General features: G+C 43.0%; 19 protein-coding genes. 12 read left to right on the top strand and 7 right to left on the bottom strand.

Going from position 1 to position 23918, the window contains the following annotated elements; genetic code table 11:
• Positions 1-194: 194 nt before the first annotated feature.
• From A3K91_RS07685 to mmsB, 5 genes are all read left to right on the top strand, one after another.
• Positions 195-1679, top strand: coding sequence for a CoA-acylating methylmalonate-semialdehyde dehydrogenase (locus A3K91_RS07685; protein ID WP_062844733.1), 1485 nt, complete (start codon positions 195-197; stop codon positions 1677-1679).
• A 161-nt stretch (positions 1680-1840) separates the two neighbouring features.
• A complete protein-coding gene (locus A3K91_RS07680) occupies positions 1841-3001 on the top strand; it encodes an acyl-CoA dehydrogenase family protein (RefSeq protein ID WP_062844732.1) in 1161 nt (386 codons plus the stop codon).
• A gap of 66 nt (positions 3002-3067) precedes the next feature.
• Complete coding sequence (locus A3K91_RS07675) at positions 3068-3850, top strand: enoyl-CoA hydratase (RefSeq protein WP_062844731.1); 783 nt, start codon at positions 3068-3070, stop codon at positions 3848-3850.
• Between the two features lie 32 nt (positions 3851-3882).
• Positions 3883-5148: an enoyl-CoA hydratase/isomerase family protein gene (locus tag A3K91_RS07670; RefSeq protein WP_228139834.1), complete on the top strand. Its 1266-nt coding sequence runs from the start codon at positions 3883-3885 to the stop codon at positions 5146-5148.
• Positions 5149-5256: 108 nt separating this feature from the next.
• The gene (gene mmsB, locus A3K91_RS07665; RefSeq protein ID WP_062844730.1) at positions 5257-6201 is read left to right on the top strand and encodes a 3-hydroxyisobutyrate dehydrogenase; all 945 of its coding nucleotides are present in this window, start codon (positions 5257-5259) and stop codon (positions 6199-6201) included.
• A 224-nt stretch (positions 6202-6425) separates the two neighbouring features.
• On the opposite strand, the gene A3K91_RS07660 is transcribed toward mmsB, so the two are convergent.
• Entirely contained in the window at positions 6426-7184 is a 759-nt protein-coding gene (locus A3K91_RS07660) for an IclR family transcriptional regulator (protein ID WP_062844729.1), read from the bottom strand.
• Between the two features lie 588 nt (positions 7185-7772).
• On the opposite strand from A3K91_RS07660, the gene A3K91_RS07655 reads away from it, so the two are divergent.
• Complete coding sequence (locus A3K91_RS07655) at positions 7773-8687, top strand: hypothetical protein (protein WP_062844728.1); 915 nt, start codon at positions 7773-7775, stop codon at positions 8685-8687.
• 102 nt (positions 8688-8789) lie between these two features.
• On the opposite strand, the gene A3K91_RS07650 is transcribed toward A3K91_RS07655, so the two are convergent.
• The 3 genes from A3K91_RS07650 to A3K91_RS07640 all read right to left on the bottom strand — a co-directional run bounded on the left by A3K91_RS07650 (position 8790) and on the right by A3K91_RS07640 (position 10976).
• Positions 8790-9563 carry a 4'-phosphopantetheinyl transferase family protein gene (locus tag A3K91_RS07650; RefSeq protein ID WP_157769650.1) on the bottom strand — a complete coding sequence of 258 codons (774 nt, stop codon included), beginning with the start codon at positions 9561-9563 and terminating at the stop codon, positions 8790-8792.
• A 125-nt stretch (positions 9564-9688) separates the two neighbouring features.
• Positions 9689-10207 (bottom strand): peptidoglycan-associated lipoprotein Pal, encoded by a 519-nt coding sequence (pal, locus tag A3K91_RS07645; protein WP_062844726.1) that lies wholly within the window; start codon positions 10205-10207, stop codon positions 9689-9691.
• Positions 10208-10358: 151 nt separating this feature from the next.
• Positions 10359-10976, bottom strand: coding sequence for a DUF6231 family protein (locus tag A3K91_RS07640; RefSeq protein ID WP_062844725.1), 618 nt, complete (start codon positions 10974-10976; stop codon positions 10359-10361).
• A 331-nt stretch (positions 10977-11307) separates the two neighbouring features.
• On the opposite strand from A3K91_RS07640, the gene pepN reads away from it, so the two are divergent.
• Entirely contained in the window at positions 11308-13950 is a 2643-nt protein-coding gene (gene pepN / locus A3K91_RS07635; protein ID WP_084387303.1) for an aminopeptidase N, read from the top strand.
• Between the two features lie 109 nt (positions 13951-14059).
• On the opposite strand, the gene A3K91_RS07630 is transcribed toward pepN, so the two are convergent.
• On the bottom strand, positions 14060-15142 hold the full coding sequence (locus tag A3K91_RS07630; protein WP_062844724.1) for a 3-deoxy-7-phosphoheptulonate synthase: 1083 nt from the start codon (positions 15140-15142) through the stop codon (positions 14060-14062).
• Positions 15143-15557: 415 nt separating this feature from the next.
• On the opposite strand from A3K91_RS07630, the gene lpxB reads away from it, so the two are divergent.
• The 3 genes from lpxB to A3K91_RS07615 all read left to right on the top strand — a co-directional run bounded on the left by lpxB (position 15558) and on the right by A3K91_RS07615 (position 19153).
• Positions 15558-16865: a lipid-A-disaccharide synthase gene (gene lpxB / locus A3K91_RS07625; protein ID WP_084387302.1), complete on the top strand. Its 1308-nt coding sequence runs from the start codon at positions 15558-15560 to the stop codon at positions 16863-16865.
• 57 nt (positions 16866-16922) lie between these two features.
• Positions 16923-17801 (top strand): ribonuclease HII, encoded by an 879-nt coding sequence (locus A3K91_RS07620; RefSeq protein ID WP_062844723.1) that lies wholly within the window; start codon positions 16923-16925, stop codon positions 17799-17801.
• Positions 17802-17956: 155 nt separating this feature from the next.
• Positions 17957-19153 (top strand): CAP domain-containing protein, encoded by a 1197-nt coding sequence (locus A3K91_RS07615; RefSeq protein ID WP_062844722.1) that lies wholly within the window; start codon positions 17957-17959, stop codon positions 19151-19153.
• A gap of 34 nt (positions 19154-19187) precedes the next feature.
• Here A3K91_RS07615 and A3K91_RS07610 read toward each other — a convergent pair whose 3' ends face one another.
• On the bottom strand, positions 19188-19784 hold the full coding sequence (locus A3K91_RS07610; protein WP_228139948.1) for a DUF924 family protein: 597 nt from the start codon (positions 19782-19784) through the stop codon (positions 19188-19190).
• A gap of 158 nt (positions 19785-19942) precedes the next feature.
• On the opposite strand from A3K91_RS07610, the gene A3K91_RS07605 reads away from it, so the two are divergent.
• Positions 19943-21199 (top strand): carboxynorspermidine decarboxylase, encoded by a 1257-nt coding sequence (locus A3K91_RS07605; protein ID WP_062844720.1) that lies wholly within the window; start codon positions 19943-19945, stop codon positions 21197-21199.
• 233 nt (positions 21200-21432) lie between these two features.
• Positions 21433-22707 carry a saccharopine dehydrogenase family protein gene (locus A3K91_RS07600; protein WP_062844719.1) on the top strand — a complete coding sequence of 425 codons (1275 nt, stop codon included), beginning with the start codon at positions 21433-21435 and terminating at the stop codon, positions 22705-22707.
• A 114-nt stretch (positions 22708-22821) separates the two neighbouring features.
• Here the strand turns inward: A3K91_RS07600 and htpX are convergent, their stop codons facing one another.
• Positions 22822-23736, bottom strand: coding sequence for a protease HtpX (gene htpX, locus A3K91_RS07595; protein ID WP_062844718.1), 915 nt, complete (start codon positions 23734-23736; stop codon positions 22822-22824).
• Positions 23737-23918: the final 182 nt, after the last annotated feature.

Below are 23918 nucleotides of genomic sequence, written 5' to 3'. Positions count from 1 at the left end.
AAACAAGCTAAAAATTCAACAAAGCGCTTGACCCTAAAATTGTTTTATTGTTATAGTCAATAACGATACAAAATAAATCATTTTAAATTGTAGCTATTAAAAATAATCGCTTTTAGCGCTCTTTATAGATATAAAGACACCATAAATATAGCGACACTGTCGCAGTAGTCACATAAACAAGATAAGGATATCTTATGCACCACGTTCAGCAACTCATTAATGGTCAATTTACACAGTCTACTACTGATGAATGGATTGATATTACCGACCCCGCCACTCAAGAAGTCATCGCAAAAGTGCCACAATCCACAGATGATGAAATCAATCAGGCCGTTGCCGCTGCTCAAACAGCCTTTCAAACTTGGCGTAAAACACCGATTACTACCCGCGCTCGTATTTTTTTAAAATATCAATCACTGATTCGTGAGCATATGGATGAGCTTGCAGAGATTTTAACTACAGAACAAGGCAAAACCATTGCTGATGCTCGTGGCGATGTATTTCGTGGCTTAGAAGTGGTCGAACACGCAGCAGGTATTGCCAATTTGCAGATTGGTGATTTCGTCGAAAATGTCGCCTCTGGCGTAGACACTTATAGCATTTGGCAGCCGCTTGGCGTATGTGCGGGGATTACACCCTTTAACTTTCCTGCCATGATTCCGCTATGGATGTTTCCAATGGCGATTGCGACAGGTAATACCTTTATCCTAAAACCCTCTGAACAAGATCCGATGGTCACCATGCGCCTGATTGAACTTGCTGTAGAAGCGGGTGTCCCTGAAGGTGTGCTCAATGTGGTTCACGGTGGTAAAGCGACGGTTGATGCTATTTGCGATCATCCAGATATCAAAGCGGTATCTTTTGTGGGTTCTACCAGCGTTGGTAAACATGTCTATGAGCGCGCGAGTAAATCAGGTAAGCGTGCGCAGTGTATGATGGGCGCTAAAAACCACGGGGTAATTTTACCTGACGCTAATAAAGAACAAACGCTCAATCAATTGGCAGGTGCTGCCTTTGGTGCTGCTGGTCAACGCTGCATGGCGTTGTCAGTGGTCGTGCTGGTTGGCGCAGCAGGTGAGTGGATTGATGATATCAAAGCCAAAGCGGAAGCCTTGGTCGTATCGGCTGGCAAGAATGATAAAGATTTAGGGCCTCTGATTTCACCTGCTGCAAAAGCGCGTGTTGAGCATTTGATTGGTACTGGTGTCGAAGAAGGCGCTAGCTTAATTCTTGATGGTCGCGGCATTACCGTTGAAGGGTTTGAAAAAGGCAACTTTGTCGGACCGACTATTTTTGACAATGTCACAAGCGATATGCAAATTTATCAGCAAGAAATTTTTGGTCCTGTACTGTGTATCATGCGTGCTGCTAGTTTGGATGAGGCGATAGAGCTGCTCAATGCCAATCCACATGGCAATGGTACGGCCATCTTTACCCAGTCAGGTGCCGCCGCGCACAAATTCCAGCAAGACATCATGGTCGGTCAAATTGGTATTAACTTACCGATTCCTGTGCCACTACCCATGTTCTCATTCTCAGGTTCACGTGCCAGTAAGCTTGGCGATCTTGGTCCTTATGGTAAGCAAGCCGTACAGTTCTATACTCAGACGAAAACGGTGACGGCGCGATGGTTTGATGACGAAGCGAGTCGCGGTGTTAATACGACTATTTCGATATAGTCATTCACTATCGCTGCGGTGTGTTCATTGTTCTGCTTGTGGTTTTGCAGTAGCATACTTTTATCGTCATACTGCGTTTTTAATGAAATAATAAAACAAGAAGACAATGACACACTTAGCCTCATTCACCATATTTGCTATACATGCACAAGGATGACCATATGGATTTTTCACTCACTGATGATCAGATTGCCTTTCGCCAAACTGCGAGGCAGTTTGCTCAAAAAGAGCTTAAGTCAAACGCAGCAGAATGGGATCGTACATCACATTTTCCTATTGATGTTATCAAAAAGTCGGGTGAGCTTGGCTTTTTAGGACTGTATACCAATCCAGAGTACGATGGATTGGGGTTGCCACGACTAGATTCTGCCATGGTTTTTGAAGAACTGGCGTGGGGCGATACGGCAGTTGCAGCTTATATGAGTATTCATAATATGGCGAGCTGGATGATTGGTGAGTATGGCAGTGACGCTTTATGTAAGAAGTATCTCCCAAACATGGTTAGCGGTGAGTGGCTTGGTAGCTACTGCTTGACAGAACCAAATGCTGGTTCTGATGCCGCCTCTCTACGCACCAAAGCTGATAAGCAAGGCAATTACTATATTCTGAATGGAGAAAAAACCTTTATATCAGGAGCAGGATCGACCGATATATTAGTAGTGATGGCACGTACGGGCGGCGCAGGACCAAAAGGCGTGTCAGCATTTGTGGTCGAAGCCGATAGTGATGGTATTGAGTACGGCAAAAATGAGCATAAGATGGGCTGGAAAGCACAGCCAACACGAACGATCAGTTTTAAAGACGTCAAGGTGCCTGTAGAAAACTTAATAGGTGAGGAAGGTCAAGGCTTTCGTATTGCTATGAAAGGTTTGGATGGTGGACGTATTAATATTGGCATATGTGCGGTTGGTACGGCACAGTCCGCGTTAGAGACCGCAACCAATTATGTCCAAGAGCGTAGTCAATTTGGTAGTCCGATTGCCAGCTTACAGTCCGTACAATTTAAACTGGCAGATATGCTGACCCAAACGATTACGGCACGGCAAATGCTGTATTTAGCGGCGAACAAGGTCGATAACGAGGATTCGCAGGCCTCCGTATACTGTGCAATGGCAAAACGCTTATCGACAGATCTTTGTTTTGACGTCGCTAATGAAGCCTTACAGTTACATGGCGGCTATGGCTATCTGAATGAATACCCACTTGAGCGCCATGTTCGAGACTTACGTGTCCATCAGATTTTGGAAGGCACCAATGAAATCATGCGAGTAATTGTCTCACGTCAGCTGTTGCAAGACGATGCGCTGAGTCAATTACGCTAATACATCGGTATGGTTCTTTACCCATCAAGTGCATGTAGTAAAACCATGTTAAAACAAGGATGTTTTATGACAGATTATACCAATCTTACATTATCAATTAATCATCATACGGCGATTGTCACACTGAATAATCCACCTGCCCACACGTGGACGATGGATAGCTTGCAAGCGCTCAAACAACTGATTGCTGACTTGAATGCAAAGGATGATGTCTATGCTTTAATCATTCATGGAGACGGCGAGAAGTTCTTTTCAGCAGGCGCGGATCTGAATAATTTTACAGATGGAGACAAAGGTCATGCAATCAGCATGGCTATCGCTTTTGGCGAAGCTTTTGAAGCTTTATCCGCTTATCGTGGCGTGAGTATCGCTGTTATCAACGGCTATGCAATGGGCGGTGGTCTTGAGTGTGCGCTTGCCTGTGATATTCGTATCGCAGAAGAACACGCGCAGATGGCATTGCCAGAGACGGGCGTAGGCTTACTGCCTTGCGCGGGCGGTACACAAAATCTGCCTTGGCTTGTGGGTGAGGGCTGGGCAAAACGCATGATATTGTGCGGCGAGCGTGTCGATGCAAATACGGCTCTGCGAATTGGTTTAGTCGAGGAAATCACGGCCAAAGGCGAGGGTCTAACGGCAGCACAAGCATTGGCGCAAAAGGTTGCCAAACAGTCACCAGTTGCTGTCAGCTATTCTAAAGCACTTATCCAAGCGGCTAGAGACACACCGCCTGCACAGAACCTTATTCTTGAGCGTGAGGCCTTCGTTAAGTTGTTTGATACCAAAGATCAGCGCGAAGGTGTTCAAGCATTTTTAGAAAAGCGTAAACCAAATTGGCAAAATAAATAAATTAAATTTTCTAATTCTTGTAGGTGATTTTGATGGCAGCAGCGATGACAGCGATAGACGATGGTGATAATCAAAAAACGATAGAGCAGAACGCGTCTGTACTTTTCGATACTGAGCTGACCGATTGCGGTCATCTGATCGGAATAATGACCTTAAACACGCCCAAATCTTTGAACGCTCTGAGCGTCGATATGTGCCAGTTGTTATCAGCACAATTAGAGCAGTGGCAAAATGAGGATCAGGTGGTTGCTTTGGTACTAAAAGGCTCAGGTGACAAAGCATTTTGTGCAGGCGGTGATATTCGTAAACTATACGATAGTATGTCTGCGAATGCGCCAATGCCAAACCCTTATGCCACAGAGTTTTTCAGTCATGAATATCGTCTCTATCGCCAGATGCATTTTTATTCAAAACCATTAATACTGTGGGGCGATGGGATTATCATGGGCGGCGGCATGGGGCTGATGGCAGGTTGCAGTCACCGCATCGTTACTGAACGTACGCGTTTTGCTATGCCTGAGGTGACTATTGGCTTGTTTCCTGATGCCTCTGGTAGCTGGTTTTTGCAACGTATGCCAGCCAAAACAGGGTTGTTTTTGGGGCTGACGGGTGCGATGTGCAATGGCAACGACGCTCTCTTCGCCAATCTTGCAGAGTATGCCGTCTCAAGCGACGATTATGATGCCATTATCCGGCGTTTAAAGCAGAGCAATTGGCAGGCGGCAACTGAATCTAATGATACTAAGAGCCTTCATGACAACAGTGCTTATAGTATCGTCAGCCGTGCACTGGCTGCACAGTCCACTGCTGACCTACCTCCTAGTAAGTTGGCTGCATACTGGTATCCAATTCAGAAACTGATGAATAGTGGCGGTTTGGGCGATATTGATGAACTGCTACAGAGTGATGAAGCGCTTGCACAGCTAGGAGCAGACTTTTTTGAGGACAACTGGACACAGCGAGCGGTAGCAACTTATCGTCATGGCTGTCCTACGACGGCTGCACTGACGTATGCGTTGTATCATAAGGTTACCGACTTATCGATAGAGCAAGTTCTGTATCTAGAAACCAACGTGGCCGTGCATTGTGCTGCCAATCCAGACTTTAAGGAAGGCGTACGAGCATTACTGATTGACAAAGATCGCAATCCGCAGTGGTCACGTTCGTTGGCTGATTGTTTGAGTGATGAAGGACAAGCATACATTCAGCAGCATCTCGTCAATCCTTATTCTAAAGGTGAACATCCTTTAGAGCATTGGCTGAGTGATCATGCTTTAGGCAATGAGCTTGTACGCTAAAGGTTTGATTTAACGCATCAGAATAATTACTAAGTATAAATAAGACTTAAAAACAGTAAATACCATATGTAGCAATGTCTGCATAAGCAATCATCAAGGAGCGATGAGATGGATATCAATGATAGAAACGCAACTGATAAAGACGGCGATAAGCCAAAAATAGCTTTTATTGGGCTGGGTAACATGGGCGCACCCATGGCAGAGAATCTACTAAAAGCAGGCTATACCTTGTCTGCCTATGACTTGTCGCAAGCTGCAACAGAGCGTTTACAGCAAGCAGGGGCAAGCGTTGCATCTAGCCCTATTGAAGCTGCGCGTAACGCCCAAGTTGTTATCAGTATGTTGCCTGCTGGCAAGCATGTTCATTCTGTTTACTTGGGTGAAAACGGCTCTAATGGATTACTGACAGCGTTACCTAAAGGCACGCTCGTGATTGATAGCAGTACGATAGCGGCTGCAGACGCCATGAAAGTCGCTGCGGCAGCAAGTCAGCTTGGTATCGACTTCTTAGATGCGCCCGTATCTGGTGGGACAGGCGGTGCAATTGCTGGTAGCTTAACCTTTATTGTTGGGGGTAGTGATGAAGCCTTTGCCAAAGCACAACCAATACTAGCCGTCATGGGCAAAAACATTTTTCATGCAGGTGATCAAGGCGCAGGGCAAGTCGCAAAAATATGCAACAACATGCTGCTGGGGATTTTGATGGCGGGAACAGCAGAAGCCATTAATTTAGGGGTTAAGAATGGACTGGACCCCAAAGTGTTATCAGATATTATGCTACAAAGCTCAGGTCGAAACTGGACATTGGAGGTCTATAATCCTTATCCTCAAGTGATGGAAAATGTGCCCTCTAGCAATGGTTATCAGGGCGGCTTTATGAGTAAGTTGATGCAAAAAGACCTCAATCTTGCCATGCAAACTGCTCAGGATACCAATGTCGAAACGCCAATGGGCGCTAAAGCCGCAGAGCTTTATGAAGCACACACCGTAGAGAATGGCGATAAGGATTTTTCAAGTATTATGGGTCGTCATGACCACTCAGTACTGTTTTAATATATCAAACCGATACATTGAGGGACACGTGCGACTGATATATATTTTTCTTACTTGCTGCGAACACAGAGGCCACGAAAAATCCATCCCAGTCGCATTGTCTTGTTTTTAAAGTAAATCGACCGTATCTTTGATGGTTTATATAAAACGAATAAGCAAATAAAAAAGGGCCTGCATAGCTATATATAGTGCAGACCCTTTTTTATTTCATATGAATTGATATGTTAGCTTTGCAGGTCATACACAAGGGCTTGAATATCCTGCGCCGCTTTTTGTAGACGTGGGACATGAACCAATAGTTCATCTAGTGATACACGTATGGTGGGCGCGTGCAGGTATAACGAGGCCAGATAGCGTGACTTTTTATCTAATATAGGTACAGCCACTGCTACCATTTCAGAAATAAACTCTTCATTGTCTATCCCAATACCTGTTTCAGCAATACGATCAAGCTCAGCGTTTAATGCATCAATATCAGTAATAGTATTTTTAGTGAACTTATCGAGCGGCAGACCTTGGAGTATCTTATGGCGACTGGTAGCGGATAATTGGCTCAAGTAGAGCTTACCTGTTGCAGTACACCACATTGGCGATTTTGCGCCGACTGGTAAGTAAATTTGTAGTGGTAGGGTCGTCTGAGCACGGTTGGTATAAATCATATTCATATGATAAGGAACCCCAATGCCACAGGTTTCTTTTAGCTCATCAACCAGCTTTTGCAGAATCATTTGTCGTTCATTAAAGAATAGTCTTTGCTGCCAAAGCTCAACACTCAGATTACGTACGCGCTTTCCAGGGATAATGCCGCCACCAATATCGACAGTCAAAAACCCTTCATCAACCAAGTTTTGGATCAGTCTATGAATGGTCGGCTTGGGAATATCTAACTCTTGCGATAGCTCAAGTGGAGACAAAGGTTTAGAAGCGTAAGATGCCGCTTCTATAATCTCTAGCACACGGGTAATTGACGATACTTTAGGCATATAGAGGGCTCAACAGTGGTAAAAAGAACAAACAAAGACCATTACAACCAGTCACAAAGCAAATAAACAGAGACAAATACTATGAGTTTCGTTCTCTTGATTTTTTCTTTCGATTCAGTGCAGTACTGAACGCATAGGACATTTCTTATCATTATATAGAAACATTGGTCTTACGTGGGCATCTGTCTCAAATTTATATAAAGGTAATAATAGATACGTGAACTCACAAAACACAACAAACTGTAGTATTAAGCTATATAACTGTCATTGAGTTAAATAATAAAGTAAGCGATGATAATGACATATTTTGTAATATCCTCACATGAACATTAAGCATCCAATGTTCATGTCTGGGTCATTTAGTTGGTTTGAGAGTATTGTGTAACAGAAAGTCGAAGTTTTACGGGTTAGTGTAGTAATTATTACAATATCTATGCAATCTTTACATAACGGTAAATAAAAAGCGCATCTGTAGGGGTGACTTTTTGAGCCAAAATTGTTTTAATCTGCTCAACAAAATGATCGATTTAAAAAAGCTAAGTTGTCATTTTTTTTGGGCGAGTTATTCCACACTTTAGGAGAGTATTTATGAAACTTATTAAATTAACAGCAATTTCTGCTGCCGTTTTAGCGTCAACTGCTGCACTAGCAGCTGAACCTGTTATTGTTGTTGATAATAACGATGCAATGGCTTATGAAGCACAACCAGTTGCAGTAGCTTATGAAGCAGAGCCAGTTGCAGTAGCCTATGAAGCAGAACCTGCTCCTTCTTACGCTTATAATGCTGACGCTGGTGTACTAAGCAACACTACTGGTGCTGTATTAGGTGGTACTAAGACTTTGTTCCAAACTGCTATCAACCCAGCATCTGTAAGCGCTGAAGTTGGTACTTTAGGTTATGGTGCTAACGTTGCTTGGTCAATGAACGAAAAAACTGAATTGCAAGCTGGTTGGGCAGGTGGCGATGTTGCTGACCTATTCGGCGGTGATTTTGATGCTGACGATGTTAACTATGATGTTGATTCAGACTTCAGCAACCCATACTTAGGCGTTCAATATCGTCCTGCTGCTAACTGGTTTACAATGGGTGCTGGTATTATCATTCCTGACAACGACTTTGATGTACGTGCTAATCCTGAAGGTGCAGATGATGGATATTTTGAACTTAATAATATCCAATACAATGCTACCCAAACTGGTACATTAGAAGGTACTATCGAGCATCGTAACAAGCTAGCGCCTTATGCTACTATCGGTTTCCGCCCTAACATCACTAACAACTTCGGTGTGTTCGGTGAAATTGGTGCAGCATATATGGGTAAAACTAATGCTACTGTCCGTGCTGTTGATGAAACTAGTGTAGTTAATTTCACTGATAGAGATGGTACTCCATCTACTACTACTGCGGGTGAAGTTGCTAATATCGCTGAGCAAGAGCTTGAAGATAAAGATTGGTTAGAGTGGTTCCCAATTGTTAAAGTTGGTGCAACCTACCGTTTCTAATCTAATGACAGTTTAAATACTGTTATTAAAAAAGATTAAAGTAAAAAATGACCCTTTTGAGGGTCATTTTTTTTGTTTGAAGAAATCGTAAAAATAGGTTGTTTAGAATATAACGACTGTTTGTTGATTAGTTAAAATGGCAATACGGTAATGAGGTAAATCACATTGAACGACTTGGATAGTGGATTCGCCTTCTAGGCAACACATCAAATCAGGAATGAGAGCAGCATAATCCATACCCAATCCTTGCGCTAAGGTATATTGATGAATCTTGATAAAGCTTTCTTTTATTTGCCATAATAATTTAGCAAGATTATCACGTTGACTAATAGGCAGTGACTCTAAGGCTGTAAGCTCATCGGTTGAATAAAAACGCTGTGCGACTCGCCATTTCACATGATGACTTTCTACATCAATACCTACAGGACGGTGACGACTGACAATGACGGCAACGTGGCTTTTTAGCGTCTCATTGAGTGTTAGAGCAGAGCGTTCACTAACGTTATTTTTGTTAGCGCTGCTTGTATGACTAAAGCATACATAATAGCCATTATTACTGAGGCGATAAGGAAAACCTGATTCGTCTAAAGAATCGCTTATGTTGAGTTCATTGAGTAATTTTTTCAATAATAATCGAACGCCCTGCCGCTGTAGTTGGCGCTGCTTGTGAGCCAGTTCCCGTACTGGTAGAGTCAGGGTTGCAGAGTGATACTGCCAATTTACTTCTGTAAAGCCATAGCGAGCTATATGAGATGTAAAAGCAGCTGTTTGCCATATTTTTTCTTCTTGCTGCACTTTCAAGGTTTCGCTTACTTGCGCAGTAGCACACCATGTTGTGGCGTCAAGCTGAGTATAATGCAGCTGGGTCAGACTCAAGGTTGATATCATTGGCAGGTATCGATTGATATGAGTTCGCTTAGTAAAACATAAAAAGCCCAGCAATATAATATCGTTGGGCTTTTTACTATCAAGCAAAGTGCACTTGATGAATTGTACCAGTATTAATAAGACAATTCAGCACGGCGGTTTTGCGCGTAGGCTTCTTCAGTCGTACCAGTAGCAGCAGGACGCTCTTCGCCATAGCTGATAACGCGGACGTTATTTACCGCAACACCTTGAGCTGCTAGGTAGTTACGAGCAGCTTGTGCACGGCGCTCGCCCAATGCGATGTTATATTCACGACTACCACGCTCATCGGTATGACCTGCGATAACAACACCAGCGTTCGGGTTTGAGCTTAGTAAGCTTGCATGCTGATTGAGGACGTTTGCAGCTTGTGAAGTAATTTCACTGCTATCAAAAGCAAAATAGACAACCGCTTGCAAATTTTCAGCACCCGTAACCACTGCACTAGAATTATCAACGATTACAGCACCGTTATATCCTGCTTGTCCACCTGGAATGCCTAGTGGTGCAACGACAACTTCAGAGGTAGCGCGCTTGGTAGCACAACCTGTGGTCAATGCAACAGCACTTGATAGTACAGCGAGGACAGCGATCTTAGAAAAACTGGTTGACATAATAAGCTCCTAAAAATTTAATTAATTTTGTTTTTTTAAACTGCTTACAATAAAACTCAGGCAATTGCTATCTAGCATATACTAAATGTTACATTATGTAAGTAGTATTACTGTAAATAACTCTTGAATTTACATATAGATATCGAGCGCATTACCAACGGTTCTTGCCCCAATTTTCAGGATTGGCCCAATAATCAGCATTGAGCCAATTTGGTAATTGTTTATAGTCATATAAGTTAAATTGCCACAAGGTAGCTGAATCTGATGATGCAGATTTTGCCTTATTGATAACTTTATCTTCTAAAGGCTGCTCATTTAAGACATCAAACGGTGTGAAGCCATAAGCTTTTAGATCTACAGTATCATCTAGAGCGATTAAAACGTGAGCGGCATAAAGGTCGCGATAGCGCATGAGTAGTGGAATATATTGTTGTAGCAGCTCTGATGATAATGTCGGTAGCCAAAAGCAGGCGAGTGTATAACGCTCTGGTACGGGTTGATGAAAAAGCTTTGATAATGTGGATATCTGTAGTTTTTGCATGTCTGCTGTTGATGAGCTGTGGCTTTGATTAGCTACATGGCTATTTAGCTGCGTCCCAATCGCTAATTGCGCGTCCTTATCTTGTAGTACCCATAGCACTTCAGCGTTATCATTAGGTTGACTAGATGTTGCGCCTACTTGTGTTGTCAGTGATGGTAGCAAGGCATCAACATAATCTATGAGAAGTGGTAGAGTAATATTCGAGTGATTGGAGCTATGTTGTGTCATGTAATAAGCCATTTATTAAATGTTAAGTATCATTGTGCTTATTAAATCATTTTAATTGTCATTATCCAATGCATAGAGTAGGTTAATTATTTCGGTATATATATTCTCGTTTTGAAAGCGGTTCTGTATTAGCAACATAGTTAAAAAACAGTTACTTTAGAGTACGCTATTGAAATTTAGGGTTTTAGGTCAATTTAACTATCAGATCATCGAAATTAAATCGTCTTTCATCTTTGATTTTATCTGATCTATTGCACGTATGATTCAATACACATCATCGTCAAATGCTACTATCCTTACTCATATATTATAAATAATAATAGGAACTCATATGTCTATTGCTGAAACTGATGCTCAAATCATCAATCCAAATATGCCTGATGTGCCGCCAACTGCTCCAAGCAAAATCAATTTAAAAGATTACAAAAAAACAAGCTTTGATGTAGAAACCGTCAATTTGGATATCAAATTGTTTGAGGAGTATGCGCAGGTAAATAGTACTTTGGAAATGTTGCGTCAAACCGAAGGTGATCTGGTGTTATTTGGTGAAGAGCTTGAGTTACTAACGATTCAGATGAATGGTCACCAATTGGATAAAGAAGACTATCAGCAAGAAGCAGGGACGTTAACCATTGCTAATGCGCCTGATGAAGTGACATTGGATATTCAAGTACGCATCTGCCCACAAACCAATACAGCGCTTGAAGGACTGTATATGGCGGGCAGTGGTGACGATACTATGTTTGTCACTCAGTGTGAGCCTGAAGGCTTTCGCAAGATAACTTTTTATCCAGACCGTCCTGATGTGTTGGCCATATTTACAACGCGTCTTGAAGCAGACAAGCGCTACGCCACGTTACTGGCCAATGGCAATCTGGTCGAGGCAGGTGACGTGGTAGACGAGCCAAACCGTCATTACGCGATTTGGCATGATCCAACCAATAAACCAAGTTATTTGTTTGCCTGTGTGGTGGCTGATTTGGACGTGCTGACAGATTCTTACACCACAAGCGAAGGCCGTGAAGTCACGCTTGAGCTCTATGCAAAATCTGCTGATATTGATAAATGTGATGTCGGTATGCAGGCGCTAAAAGACGCTATGGAGTGGGATGAGGTCAATTATGGCCGAGCCTATGATTTGGATCGTTATATGATCGTCGCGGTTAGTCAGTTCAACATGGGTGCGATGGAAAACAAAGGTCTTAATATTTTCAACACCGCTTGCGTATTGTCTAGCCCTGAGACCACAACCGATGCGCGTAGCTTTAGCGTCAAAGCCATTATTGCTCATGAATATTTTCATAACTGGACTGGTAATCGCATCACTTGCCGCGATTGGTTCCAATTATGTCTAAAAGAAGGGTTTACGGTCTACCGTGATCAATCTTTTTCAGCGGACCAGCAATCAAGCGCCGTCCAGCGGATTGATGATGTTGCTACTTTGCGTGCGCACCAGTTTAGCGAAGACGCAGGGCCACTGGCGCATCCTGTGCGTCCTGAAAGCTTCGTTGAGATCAATAACTTTTATACCACGACTGTCTATGAGAAAGGCGCAGAAATTGTGCGCATGATTGCCAATACATTGGGGCTAGATGACTTTCGTAAAGGCACAGATGAGTACTTCCGCCGCTATGATGGGCAGGCGGTGACGGTTGAGGACTTTTTGTCAGCGCTGAGTATCACTGACAATAAAATTGAAAACTTCATCGATTGGTATCGTCAGCCGGGCACGCCAGTTGTTTCGGGTCACCAAAGTTATGATAGTACCGCACAGACACTCACCATTACGTTGAGTCAGCAGACTCGTCACGTCAGTGGCTTTGATGCACCAAAACCTCTGCCGATTCCAGTAGCGACGGCGCTGTTTGATAAAAACTCTGGCGGCATCGTCGCTGAGCGTATGCTGCTACTTGATCAAGCCACACAAACCTTTGTGTTTGAAAATATCACTAGCGAACCTGTGGTGTCGTTATTGCGTGATTTTAGTGCGCCTGTACAGCTCAATTATGATTATCAAGATGAAGACTTGGCATTTTTGCTCAAATATGAGACCAATGGGTTTAATCGCTGGCAAGTGACTCAAATGCTCGTCAATCGTATTTTACTGCAAGGACAAAGCTCAAAAAGCAGCCCTGATATATATTTGCAAGCATTGTCACAGGCATTGCCAGTACTAGCGTCTGACGATGCGATGTTGGCTGCGCGTTTGCTTGATATCCCATCAGCACAAGAACTGGCTTCAGCAATTCAAAAAGATTACGATCCAGAGTTGGTGAAAATGCAGCGTGAAAGCTTGTATCAACAAGTGGCAGATACGTTTAAAGACCAATGGTCAGAGCTCTACAAACAGCTACCTATAGATGCTTATGAAGACAGTGCTGAAGCTCGTGGCAAACGGGCTTTGCGTAACGTGATACTCGACATGGCTTTGACTGCTGATGTCAACGATGCTGCAGAGTGGGCTGAGCAACAATACAATCATGCCAGCTGTATGACAGAACGCTTTGGCGCTCTAAAAGCCATGGTCAATCATCAAGTGGCGAACGCTGACAATTATTTGCAAGATTTTTATCAGCGCTTTCAAGCAGATGATTTGGTCATCGATCTATGGTTCAGTGTGCAAGCGTCTGCCAATAATGTGAGCGTCGATGTAATTGAGTCATTGCTTATGCACGAAGACTTCGATTGGAATACACCCAATCGTGTACGCTCAGTGGTGGGGGCATTTAGCGCTCAGCCTACGGTATTGTGGACGCAAGATGGTCTTGATATGTATACGGGTGTGATTAAAAAGCTGGATGATGCCAATCCTGTATTGGCATCACGCTTGTTACAAGTGTTAGCCCGCTGGAATACATTGGTTGAGCCACGTCGTCAAATGGCTCATGATAGCTTATTGGACTTACAAAAGAATGTGACGTCGAAGCATGTGATGGAAAGTTTAGACAGTGTGTTAAATGCTGCAAACAGCTAACTATTGACATATCCTTATGTTGAAGCAAGAAAAAGCCCATTTGACAGTAGTATTGTCAAACGGGCTTTTTTTGAGCCAATGAGTATCGACTCATTAATGTTCATAGTGATTAACGGTTAGGCAGGACATCTTTTACCATGTCACGTAAGTTACGTAGTGACGTGACCGTACTTTCCCAATCTAGACAGCCATCAGTAATTGACTTACCGTATTCAAGCGCATCCAAATCAGCAGTCAGCTCTTGGCGACCACCTTTGAGATGACTCTCAATCATCATGCCAATAATAGATTTGTTGCCGTTTTGGATCTGCTCGGCGACGTTTTGGATGACCATTGGCTGTAGGTAAGGATCTTTGCCTGAGTTGGCATGGCTTGAGTCAATCATGATCTTGCCGTTCGTCTTACCTTTCGCCAGCTCATTTTCGACTTGAGCAACGGCAGTTTCATCATAGTTAGGCTTGCCGTTACCACCGCGCAGTACCACATGGGCGTAAGGGTTGCCTTTAGATTTGATGATACAGACTTTGCCATCAGATGACAGACCCAAGAAGCTATGACCGGCTTTTACGGCTTGCATGGCGTTGACGGCAACCGTCATACCGCCGTCAGTACCATTTTTGAAGCCGACAGGGCAAGATAGGCCAGAGCTCATTTCACGGTGCGTTTGACTCTCAGTCGTACGTGCTCCAATAGCAGACCAGCTAATTAAATCCTGCATGTACTGCGGGGTATTAGGATCTAAGGCTTCGGTCGCACACGGCAAGCCTTTTTCGTTTAAGTCAAGCAATAGCTTACGTGCAGTACGTAGACCTTTTTCGATGTCAAAGCTGTCATTCATATCAGGGTCATTGATCATACCCTTCCAGCCGACAGTGGTACGTGGTTTTTCAAAATAAACGCGCATCACAACAAAGACGCTGTCTTCGATCTCTTTTGCCAATACGGCCAAACGATCGGCATATTCGTGAGCAGCTTTGATGTCGTGGATAGAGCAAGGGCCAATGACCACAAATAGGCGCTTATCTTTACCATCCAAGATGTTTTGAATGGTGTTGCGCCCTTTTAGAACCGTGTCATACGCTTTGTCTGATAAAGGTAGCTCGGTCTTTAGTTCAGCGGGAGTAATCAAAGGAATAAATTTTTCAATATTCACGTCGTCAATATCTGCATTATGGGTAACTGATGTTGTCATGGTTATATATCATCTAGCTGATTTATAGGAATATTCATTATGCGGACAAAACACTTAGTTGACAAGGGTAGTCGAGCAGTTAATTAACTGATAACTGGAATGTGGAAACCAAAACTTAGTTATACTTACACTCACTTAGGCTTGCATTTGACGTCGCAAATGCATGTTTGGTATTTCGTTTTTCTGTCTATTAATAAGTGTTGATTAAATATTGGATGCTCAACGCTCAGTTTTTATGGGTGAGTTTCGCTATTTTTGCTATCGTCACGTATGATGGCGACTTACACAATGTGATTGAGATGCCCTAAATAATAAAGGGGCTTAGTGGCTTTAGCATTTTATCTCTGCTTCCTTGTGCTATATTTTATAATATTTCTTTTGTATCAATTGTATTTTTGAATATTGAGAGCTTGTCATGACAGATTTTGCGATGCCTAATACCTACACTGATCTAACAAATTCGACAACAATAGATTCTCAGGTAGCTGAATTAAAAAAAGCGCCACTCATCATAGGTATCGTGGCAGGGGAGGTATCAGGCGATAGCTTAGGCGCAGACTTTATGCAGCAAATGAACAATTTGCGTGATGATATTGTCTGGGTAGGCGTTGGTGGTAGTAAGATGCAAGCGCAGGGACTACAAAGTATTTTTCCATTGGAACGTCTGGCGGTGATGGGACTGGTGGAAGTCATGGCACAGTTGCCTGATTTGCTAAAAGCCCGCCGTGAGCTGCTGACCGCGTTTCAGGCGGCTGATATTGATTGGTTTATCGGTATTGATGCGCCAGACTTTAATCTTAGGGTCGCTAAAAAATTAAAGCCCAAAGGTATATTTTGTGTGCAGTATGTGAGCCCCTCTATTTGGGCATGGCGTGAGTCGCGTATTCATAACATCAAAGCAGCGACTGACTTGGTGCTGTGTTTGTTCCCCTTTGAGCTACCCGTCTATGATCGTCATAACCATCCAGCCATCTGTGTTGGTCATCCTCTGCTTCGTACCATGGATCGAACGTTGTTAGAGACGCCGATCAATCAGCGGCGTAGCGAGCTGGTTTGGCACAATGATGGTTTGCAGCAGTTTTTTATTGAGCGCTTTGATGATGTTAGTCAGCTTATTTGTGTGATGCCGGGTTCTAGACGTAGTGAAATTACCGCTATTTTGCCCTTGATGCTGGATGGTATTCAAAAGCTTTTATTGTTAGATCCTAAGCTGTGTTTTATTATTCCAACTGTCGATCAAAACCATCAATATATCGTACAAGATGTCATTGATCAGCGATCAGAGCAGCTGCGTTCTGCTATTGTGGTGGTGTATGATGACAGCCAGCCGACCTTTAGTCAGCAGGCAATGGCAGCGTCTGATATCGTTATGCTGGCCTCTGGAACGGCGACATTGGAGGCGATGCTGCTTGAGCGTCCTATGGTCGTGGTTTATCAATTAAATCAGATGACTTATCAAATTGCCAAGCGTTTGGTCAAAGTGCCTTATGTCGCATTGCCCAATATTTTGGCAGGTACAGCGATCGTTCCTGAGCTTATCCAAGAGCAGGCAAGTGGTGATAATATTTGCCGTACAGTCATGCGTCTTCTACAACCTCGCGCGTATGCTGAACAATCAAGCGATCTTTTAGCCACCAAGCAAGCGCTAGAGCAGCAAAGCAATCATGAGCCTGCCAATAGTGTGATTGAGCAATGGTTTATCAAAAATAACCAAAAACCCTGAATTGCTATCGCTCTTAATCCCCATTTATCCCATTAATAATATAGACAAAATAACACTATGAGTAACGAGCACGCTGTCGAGAATTCTGCCACACCATTTGACGTCATTATTGAACGGATTGATATTAAAGGTCAGTATATCCAGCTGGCTGATCCTGTTCATTTATCCGGTCAACTCAACGTCTCTGAGCTACGTACTCAATATTCGATAAATTCAAAAGAAGATTTGGCACAGTTGGCGCTACAGATTGGCGTTGATGAGGCGGGACGCGGCCCACTCTTGGGCAGTGTCAATGTTGCGGCTGCGATATTACCTAGCGCTTGGTCAGGACTGATTGAGAATCAGCCCCTCAAAGATACGCCATTGTCCATACTGACAGACTCAAAACAATTGAGTGAAAAAAAGCGTGATGTGCTGTATCCATTGGTACAGCAATACGCAATTGGGTATGTGGTTGCAGATGTACCAGCCGCCGTTATCGATCAGATTAATATCTTGCAAGCGACGATGCTTGGCATGCGTCTCTGTACGGAGTTATTATTAAAAATGGTCGCTCCGCACCTTATTATTGACAACGCTGATGGCGATTCGCAGTCAAGGGCTCATACGTACGTACAGGTATTATTCGATGGCAATCGATGTCCTGATTTAGACGAAGCCACACTTGATAAAGTAGGTGTCAAAAAATCCGCTATCGATTGTCAGGCTTGGGTAAAAGGCGATGCGCGTCATACCAGTATTGCTGCCGCCAGTATATTGGCAAAAGTCAGTCGTGACAAAACCATGTATAAGCTTGATACGAGACATCCAGAATACGGCATTGCCAAGCATAAAGGGTATCCAACAAAGACCCATATGGAAGCCATTGAAATGCACGGTATTTTACCGGCGCACAGGCGCAGTTTTGCACCAGTCAAAAAGATGCTTGAAAATTAAAAATAACACTCATTTATTAATAGCTTTAATTCAAATAGCCTAAGTAGAAGTATAGTATTATAAAATAGCATCATATTGTTTAATAACATTCATATAGTTAATTCTAAGCTATATTAAATTCGTATGTGGGCTACTACGTTATAGGATAAAAAGTGATGTCACACACCTCACATGAAAACGTTGCGACCATCCTGTTTTTAACGGTACTTTTGACGGCTTGTAATGGTGGTGGGGAAGATGCTGATAAGACTCCTGCACCGAGAGTCATTCCACCTATCGTTGAGCCAAGTGATATCTCTATAGACCAATCAAATAATAATCTTGACGATCCGGCTGCCAATTCAATAGGAAACAATGATACCAATGCGGCGCTAATTGCCAACAATGCATTCAGCTTGGCGAGAACCAGTTGTGGTCTGAATGGTTTGTCTGCTGATATGGCCTTAGAAAATATTGCCACTCAGCATGCCAATTATATCAAATACGTTTTTGCCAATAGCGCACCGACCATATTTAATGCGCATTACGAAAATGAGATTGCAGATATTGCAAACGTAACCAATACCAATAATCCGTTTTTTGGCGGGCTAGATCTGGGATCGCGATTATCCAATGCAGACTACGCCAATGCACGCTTTGGTGCCGCCGAAAATATCGCACAATCGATGTATTATAGTTCAGCAGGTAAGCTGTTTAGCTCAGAGGTCATGGCAAGCTCAATGGCCAAGTCATTATTGGCTGCGCCGTATCACTTGCGGTCTCTTATGTCCCCAAGCTTATATTTGACTGGTACAGGTATGGTTACCTATAAGCCATATAATAAAGATGCTACCAATAATCAAGGTTACATATTGGTCAATAAGAGCGCTGCAACGCAAGCGACCAAAAATAAAACCGTCAGAGGCGTGTTTACTTATCCATGTCAAGGTGTCACTGATACCGTGACCGCGCTATATAATGAAAATCCCGACCCCGTCAAGCATACAGGTCGCGACTTACAAAAGGACCCAATTGGGCAGCCCATATATATCAGTGTGCCGTCAGCGCGCACGATTAACATCAGCAATGTGACATTCTATGATGTTCGGCGCAATATCAATGTACCGATTGAATTGCTAGATTATCGTCAAGATCCTTACAAAGATACAGCCAATGCACTGCCAGAAAATGAAGCGTTTATCTTACCTATTACCGACGATTTAAAAAGCTGCGAGGGTTTTAATAGTAAAAGTAAAAATTGCGGTTTGTATGGCAATAGTGAATATCGCGTGAGCTTTAATGTGTTGATAGATAGTGAAGCGATAGAACGTAAGAGCTTTGTTTTTAAGACGGGTGCCGTGAATGAAGCATAGACTGCACCCTTGCTATGGGTTTATGGATGTGAAATCAAAAAGAAGAGTTCGGCTGCTGCAAGAAGGCTTCTTCATCATCGCTTGACTCACGATCCAGCGTATCATTACGATGAGGATAACGGCCAAATTGCTCAATGATGCTCTTATGACGATGTTCAAAATCCAAGGTTTCAGCATCGTTCAATTGTTCAAACAAAGGTAGATAGCGCTTATGAATCATCAAGGATTCAGAATGCATGAATGGCATAATCATAAATTTGCGCCAATCCACTGGTAACGTGTCAAAATGTGGTTGCTGAATAGCTTCTTGTGCCAAGACTACTGCCATACTATCTTGCGCAAAAGCACCCGCCTGTCCGCGACACAGATTACGCGAGAATTGGTCTAAAACAATAATCTCTGCTAAGCGTCCAGCCAAAGCGGTAATGGAGCTGTTGCTATCCTTAGCAGCTTCTGCACTGCGCCACGTCACGCATTCACCTCGTTTCGCCGCCTGCCAAACCTTTCTAAACTTATCGTTTATTTGTTGGTCAAAATGATCGTTTTTTGCAAACCAATATGATTTGTTGTCCTTGTTAAACCAAAAATCTAAAACAGCTCGAGCATCAGCATCAAGGTACTCCAAATTCATGTTTTGTGGATCGAGTTGAGATAAATTGGCTTGGCTACTAGAAGTAGAATAGTCGGTTGATAGTGACATAAGATATTCTAATTATGATGAATTTAGTCTACTATAGCGCAAATATTTATATCTGTCATGACGCCAATAGCGCGATTAGGTAACCTATTATGAATTTAGAAAACTCAGTAAAACCGTCCGACGTATCACTACCACCAACGCCTTATTATTTGTTAGATGAAGCTGCAATCGTTGCCAATATGCAGATTATTGCTCGTCTGTGTGAACTGTCAGGTGCCAAAGCATTATTGGCGCTCAAATGCTTTGCAACATGGGGTGTGTTTGATGTGATGCAACCCTATTTGCATGGAACGACTTCCTCATCATTGAATGAAGTGCGGTTGGGTTACGAGACTTTTGGTAATAATACTGATGTTAATGGCAAAGATAAAAAAGAAACCCACGCCTATAGTGTGGCGTACAGCGCTGATGAAATCGACGAGGTATTGAGCTATGCTGATAAGATTATTTTTAACTCAATCTCACAGCTAACTGCGTTTAAAGATCAAGCCGCCGCAAAAAATATTCCTGTCGGATTGCGGTTGAATCCTAAGACCAGCAATTCGTCATTTATTATTGCTGACCCAGCACGTCCTTTTAGCCGTCTTGGCGAGCATGATAAAGAAAAAATCACAGCAGTACTTGGTAACATTACTGGTGTGATGATTCACAACAACTGTGAGAATGACAGCTTTGAGGCTTTTAGTGAGAGCTTGGCGGACATTGAAGCACGATTTGGAGATATCTTAGAGCAGCTAGAGTGGGTGAGTTTAGGCGGCGGTATTCATTTTATCGCGCCTGATTATCCGCTTGAAAAACTGGCTGAAAGATTAAAAGGTTTTAGCGAAACCTACGGTGTCCAGGTTTATCTTGAACCAGGTGAGGCAAGTATCCATGGCGCAGGTTCATTGGTCACGACTGTCTTAGATACCATGTATAATCAAAAAAATCTCGCTGTCGTTGACTCTTCTATCGAAGCCCATATGCTGGATTTGTTGATCTATCGTGAGTCAGCGCCCGTTACAGCTATCAATGAAGCCACTATTCATGTCAATCCTGTCAAGTCTATTATCGATGATTCAACCATTCATGAGCCGTCGACAGCCAAGTCTGAGCAAACGACAGAAAATACGATTATTTATGGTCGTTCTTGTTTGGCGGGGGATATTTTTGGCGAGTATGAGCTATCAGACAATTTGGCAGTAGGGGATACTGTCACTTTTGGCAATGCGGCAGGTTACACCATGGTCAAGAAAAACTGGTTCAATGGTGTTAACATGCCAGCCATTGTGATTCGTCGTTTAGATGGGCGCATTGATGTGCAGCGTGAGTTTGATTATCAAGACTATAAAGCGAGTTTGTCTTAATTTTAAGTCTGCTGGTTTTTGATATATAAAACTATTGGTTATAACGATTAATTATTGCCGAAAAGCATGTAAAAATTGCTATAATCGCCACGGGCAAAAATAGCCATATTTGCCCGACGGGTGCGTGGGTTTTCCTCGGTCTTCCTTTTTAATTCACGCATATCATTCACTCGTTTCTGCTTTGCATAGCCACTATTAATGGTATCTACAGGAACACAAAGGAGGATTGTTCATTGAACACAAACCAATCAGTTAAGCCCAGCAAAAAAGACGTACTCATCATTGGAGCCGGCGGAGTCGCTCAAGTGGTTGCGCATAAATGTGCCATGCATAATGATGTATTGGGTGAGATCCATATTGCCTCGCGTACGGTAGATAAATGCATTGCAATCGCCCAAAGCGTGATAGATAAAAATAGCTTTAAAGCGCCTGCGGTATTGCACACCCACCAAGTCGATGCAATGGATACCCAAGCATTGATAGAGCTGATACAAGCCACAGGTGTACAGATTATCATTAATGTCGGATCAGCATTTGTCAATATGACGGTGCTTGAGGCTTGTATTGAAACAGGCGTGGCATATATTGATACTGCGATTCATGAAGACCCACGTAAGATTTGCGAGACGCCACCATGGTATAACAATTATGAATGGCAACGTCGCGAGCGCTGTGCAGACAATAATGTCACCGCTATTTTAGGTGCAGGTTTTGATCCTGGAATGGTCAATGCGTATGCACGTCTCGGTTATGACATGATGGATGCAGGATCTGTTACTGATATCGACATCATTGATATCAATGCGGGTAGCCATGGCAAATATTTCGCGACAAACTTCGACCCTGAGATCAACTTCCGTGAGTTTACTGGCACGGTCTACTCTTGGCAAGACAGCAAGTGGCAGTCTAACAAGATGTTTGAAGTGAAGCGTACCGATGATTTGCCAGTCGTTGGCGTGCAAAACAGCTATCTGAGTGGTCATGACGAAGTTCATTCACTGTCTGCCAACTTAGATGTACCAAACATTCGCTTTTGGATGGGCTTTGGTGAGCATTATATTAATGTATTCACTGTCCTGCAAAATCTAGGGCTATTGTCTGAGCAGCCAGTGATGACGGCCGAAGGACAAGAAGTCATTCCGTTAAAAGTGGTCAAAGCGGTACTGCCAGATCCAAGTTCACTTGCACCGAACTACACAGGCAAGACCTGTATTGGCGATAAGGTTAAAGGCAAGATTGATGGTGTTGATACCGAAGTATTTATCTACAATATCTCAGACCACAAAGACGCTTACAATGAAGTGGGTAGCCAAGGTATCTCTTATACCGCAGGTGTACCACCTGTCGCGGCCGCCATGTTGGTTGCAACTGGTGAGTGGGATGCGGGCAAAATGGTCAACGTTGAAGAGCTAGATGCCAAGCCATTTATCAATTTGCTAAATAAGATTGGCTTACCAACGCGTATTAAAGATAGCGAAGGTGATAGAGCGCTTGAGTTTGATATTTAAGTCTACTATCGAAATAAGTGTTGTCATCAATAGCAAAAAGCCTATCTATTATAGATAGGCTTTTTTTTGATTAATAGAATTGAGAGGGTCAATGCTAAAAAATTATTCAATCTATCAGCCTTCACTAGGATTATAATTTCGCAACGCTTCAATACGATCATCAAGCGTCGGGTGTGAACGGAAAAGGTTGGCAACACTAAAGCCTTGAGTTTGACCAGAAGAGATCGCAAACGCTTTCATGTTCTCAGGCATTTGATCTGGACGTTGTTCAGCCGGACGTAAGGCATTTAACGCACTGATCATTTTTTCACGGCTGGCGAGTTTAGCGCCCATTTGATCCGCACGGAATTCACGTAAACGCGAGAACCACATCACGATGGCAGATGCCAAGAAACCGAGCAAAATATCCATCACAATACTGGTGACAAAATAACCAATACCAGGCGCATCGCCTTCATTTTTGAAAACAGTGCGGTCAACAAAGTTGCCAATGATACGAGCGAAGAACATGACAAAGGCGTTTACCACTCCCTGAATGAGTGCCAGTGTGACCATGTCACCGTTTGCCACATGACCAATCTCATGCGCCAATACCGCTTCTACTTCATCCGCTGTCATATTTTGCAATAGGCCAGACGAAACGGCAACCAATGCCTTGTTTTTATTCCAACCAGTTGCAAAGGCATTTGGCTGTGAGTTATTGAAAATTCCGACCTCAGGCATGCTAATATTCACAGCGCGTGCTTGTTTTGCTACGGTATCCACCAGCCACTGTTCTGTGGCGTTTTGCGGCGTATCAATCACAACCGTGCCCGTCGAGCGTTTTGCCATCCACTTTGAGATAAACAGCGAAACCATCGAACCAATCATACCGTACAAGCCACACATAATAGCAAGACTGGTATAATTAAGCCCGCCTGCTGCATGTACACCGCCAATACCAAAGACTCTGGATAAAATACCAAACACGATGCTAAATACGACAATTACAGCTAAGTTGGTTAATAAAAACAATCCAATACGCATCATTTCGCTAATTTCCTAATAAAAGTTTAAATGAGACTTTAGAATAAAACGCTTTAATAAGCGGTTATTTATGTTTTGATGGTATGTAAATGGCGTTATTTCGGTAAATAACAATGGCATCATGGGTTTAAATTGGGCGATATTCTCAAAAATATACAGATCAGCAAACATTCATTAAAGATGCT

Origin of the sequence: Psychrobacter alimentarius, assembly GCF_001606025.1 — a bacterium.
In the GTDB taxonomy this organism is placed as follows: domain Bacteria; phylum Pseudomonadota; class Gammaproteobacteria; order Pseudomonadales; family Moraxellaceae; genus Psychrobacter; species Psychrobacter alimentarius.
The sequence above is the reverse complement of the archived record's forward strand: the minus strand, read 5'-3'. Positions and strand labels throughout refer to the sequence as shown.

Excerpts from the sequence above, each read along its gene's own strand:
- mmsB (WP_062844730.1), top strand. The coding sequence starts at position 5,257 with ATGGATATCAATGATAGAAACGCAACTGATAAAGACGGCGATAAGCCA.
- A3K91_RS07685 (WP_062844733.1), top strand. The coding sequence starts at position 195 with ATGCACCACGTTCAGCAACTCATTAATGGTCAATTTACACAGTCTACT.
- A3K91_RS07620 (WP_062844723.1), top strand. The coding sequence starts at position 16,923 with ATGAGTAACGAGCACGCTGTCGAGAATTCTGCCACACCATTTGACGTC.
- A3K91_RS07675 (WP_062844731.1), top strand. The coding sequence starts at position 3,068 with ATGACAGATTATACCAATCTTACATTATCAATTAATCATCATACGGCG.
- A3K91_RS07615 (WP_062844722.1), top strand. The coding sequence starts at position 17,957 with ATGTCACACACCTCACATGAAAACGTTGCGACCATCCTGTTTTTAACG.
- A3K91_RS07610 (WP_228139948.1), bottom strand. The coding sequence starts at position 19,784 with ATGAATTTGGAGTACCTTGATGCTGATGCTCGAGCTGTTTTAGATTTT.
- A3K91_RS07605 (WP_062844720.1), top strand. The coding sequence starts at position 19,943 with ATGAATTTAGAAAACTCAGTAAAACCGTCCGACGTATCACTACCACCA.
- A3K91_RS07655 (WP_062844728.1), top strand. The coding sequence starts at position 7,773 with ATGAAACTTATTAAATTAACAGCAATTTCTGCTGCCGTTTTAGCGTCA.
- pepN (WP_084387303.1), top strand. The coding sequence starts at position 11,308 with ATGTCTATTGCTGAAACTGATGCTCAAATCATCAATCCAAATATGCCT.
- lpxB (WP_084387302.1), top strand. The coding sequence starts at position 15,558 with ATGACAGATTTTGCGATGCCTAATACCTACACTGATCTAACAAATTCG.
- A3K91_RS07670 (WP_228139834.1), top strand. The coding sequence starts at position 3,883 with ATGGCAGCAGCGATGACAGCGATAGACGATGGTGATAATCAAAAAACG.
- A3K91_RS07660 (WP_062844729.1), bottom strand. The coding sequence starts at position 7,184 with ATGCCTAAAGTATCGTCAATTACCCGTGTGCTAGAGATTATAGAAGCG.
- A3K91_RS07640 (WP_062844725.1), bottom strand. The coding sequence starts at position 10,976 with ATGACACAACATAGCTCCAATCACTCGAATATTACTCTACCACTTCTC.
- A3K91_RS07630 (WP_062844724.1), bottom strand. The coding sequence starts at position 15,142 with ATGACAACATCAGTTACCCATAATGCAGATATTGACGACGTGAATATT.
- pal (WP_062844726.1), bottom strand. The coding sequence starts at position 10,207 with ATGTCAACCAGTTTTTCTAAGATCGCTGTCCTCGCTGTACTATCAAGT.
- htpX (WP_062844718.1), bottom strand. The coding sequence starts at position 23,736 with ATGATGCGTATTGGATTGTTTTTATTAACCAACTTAGCTGTAATTGTC.
- A3K91_RS07680 (WP_062844732.1), top strand. The coding sequence starts at position 1,841 with ATGGATTTTTCACTCACTGATGATCAGATTGCCTTTCGCCAAACTGCG.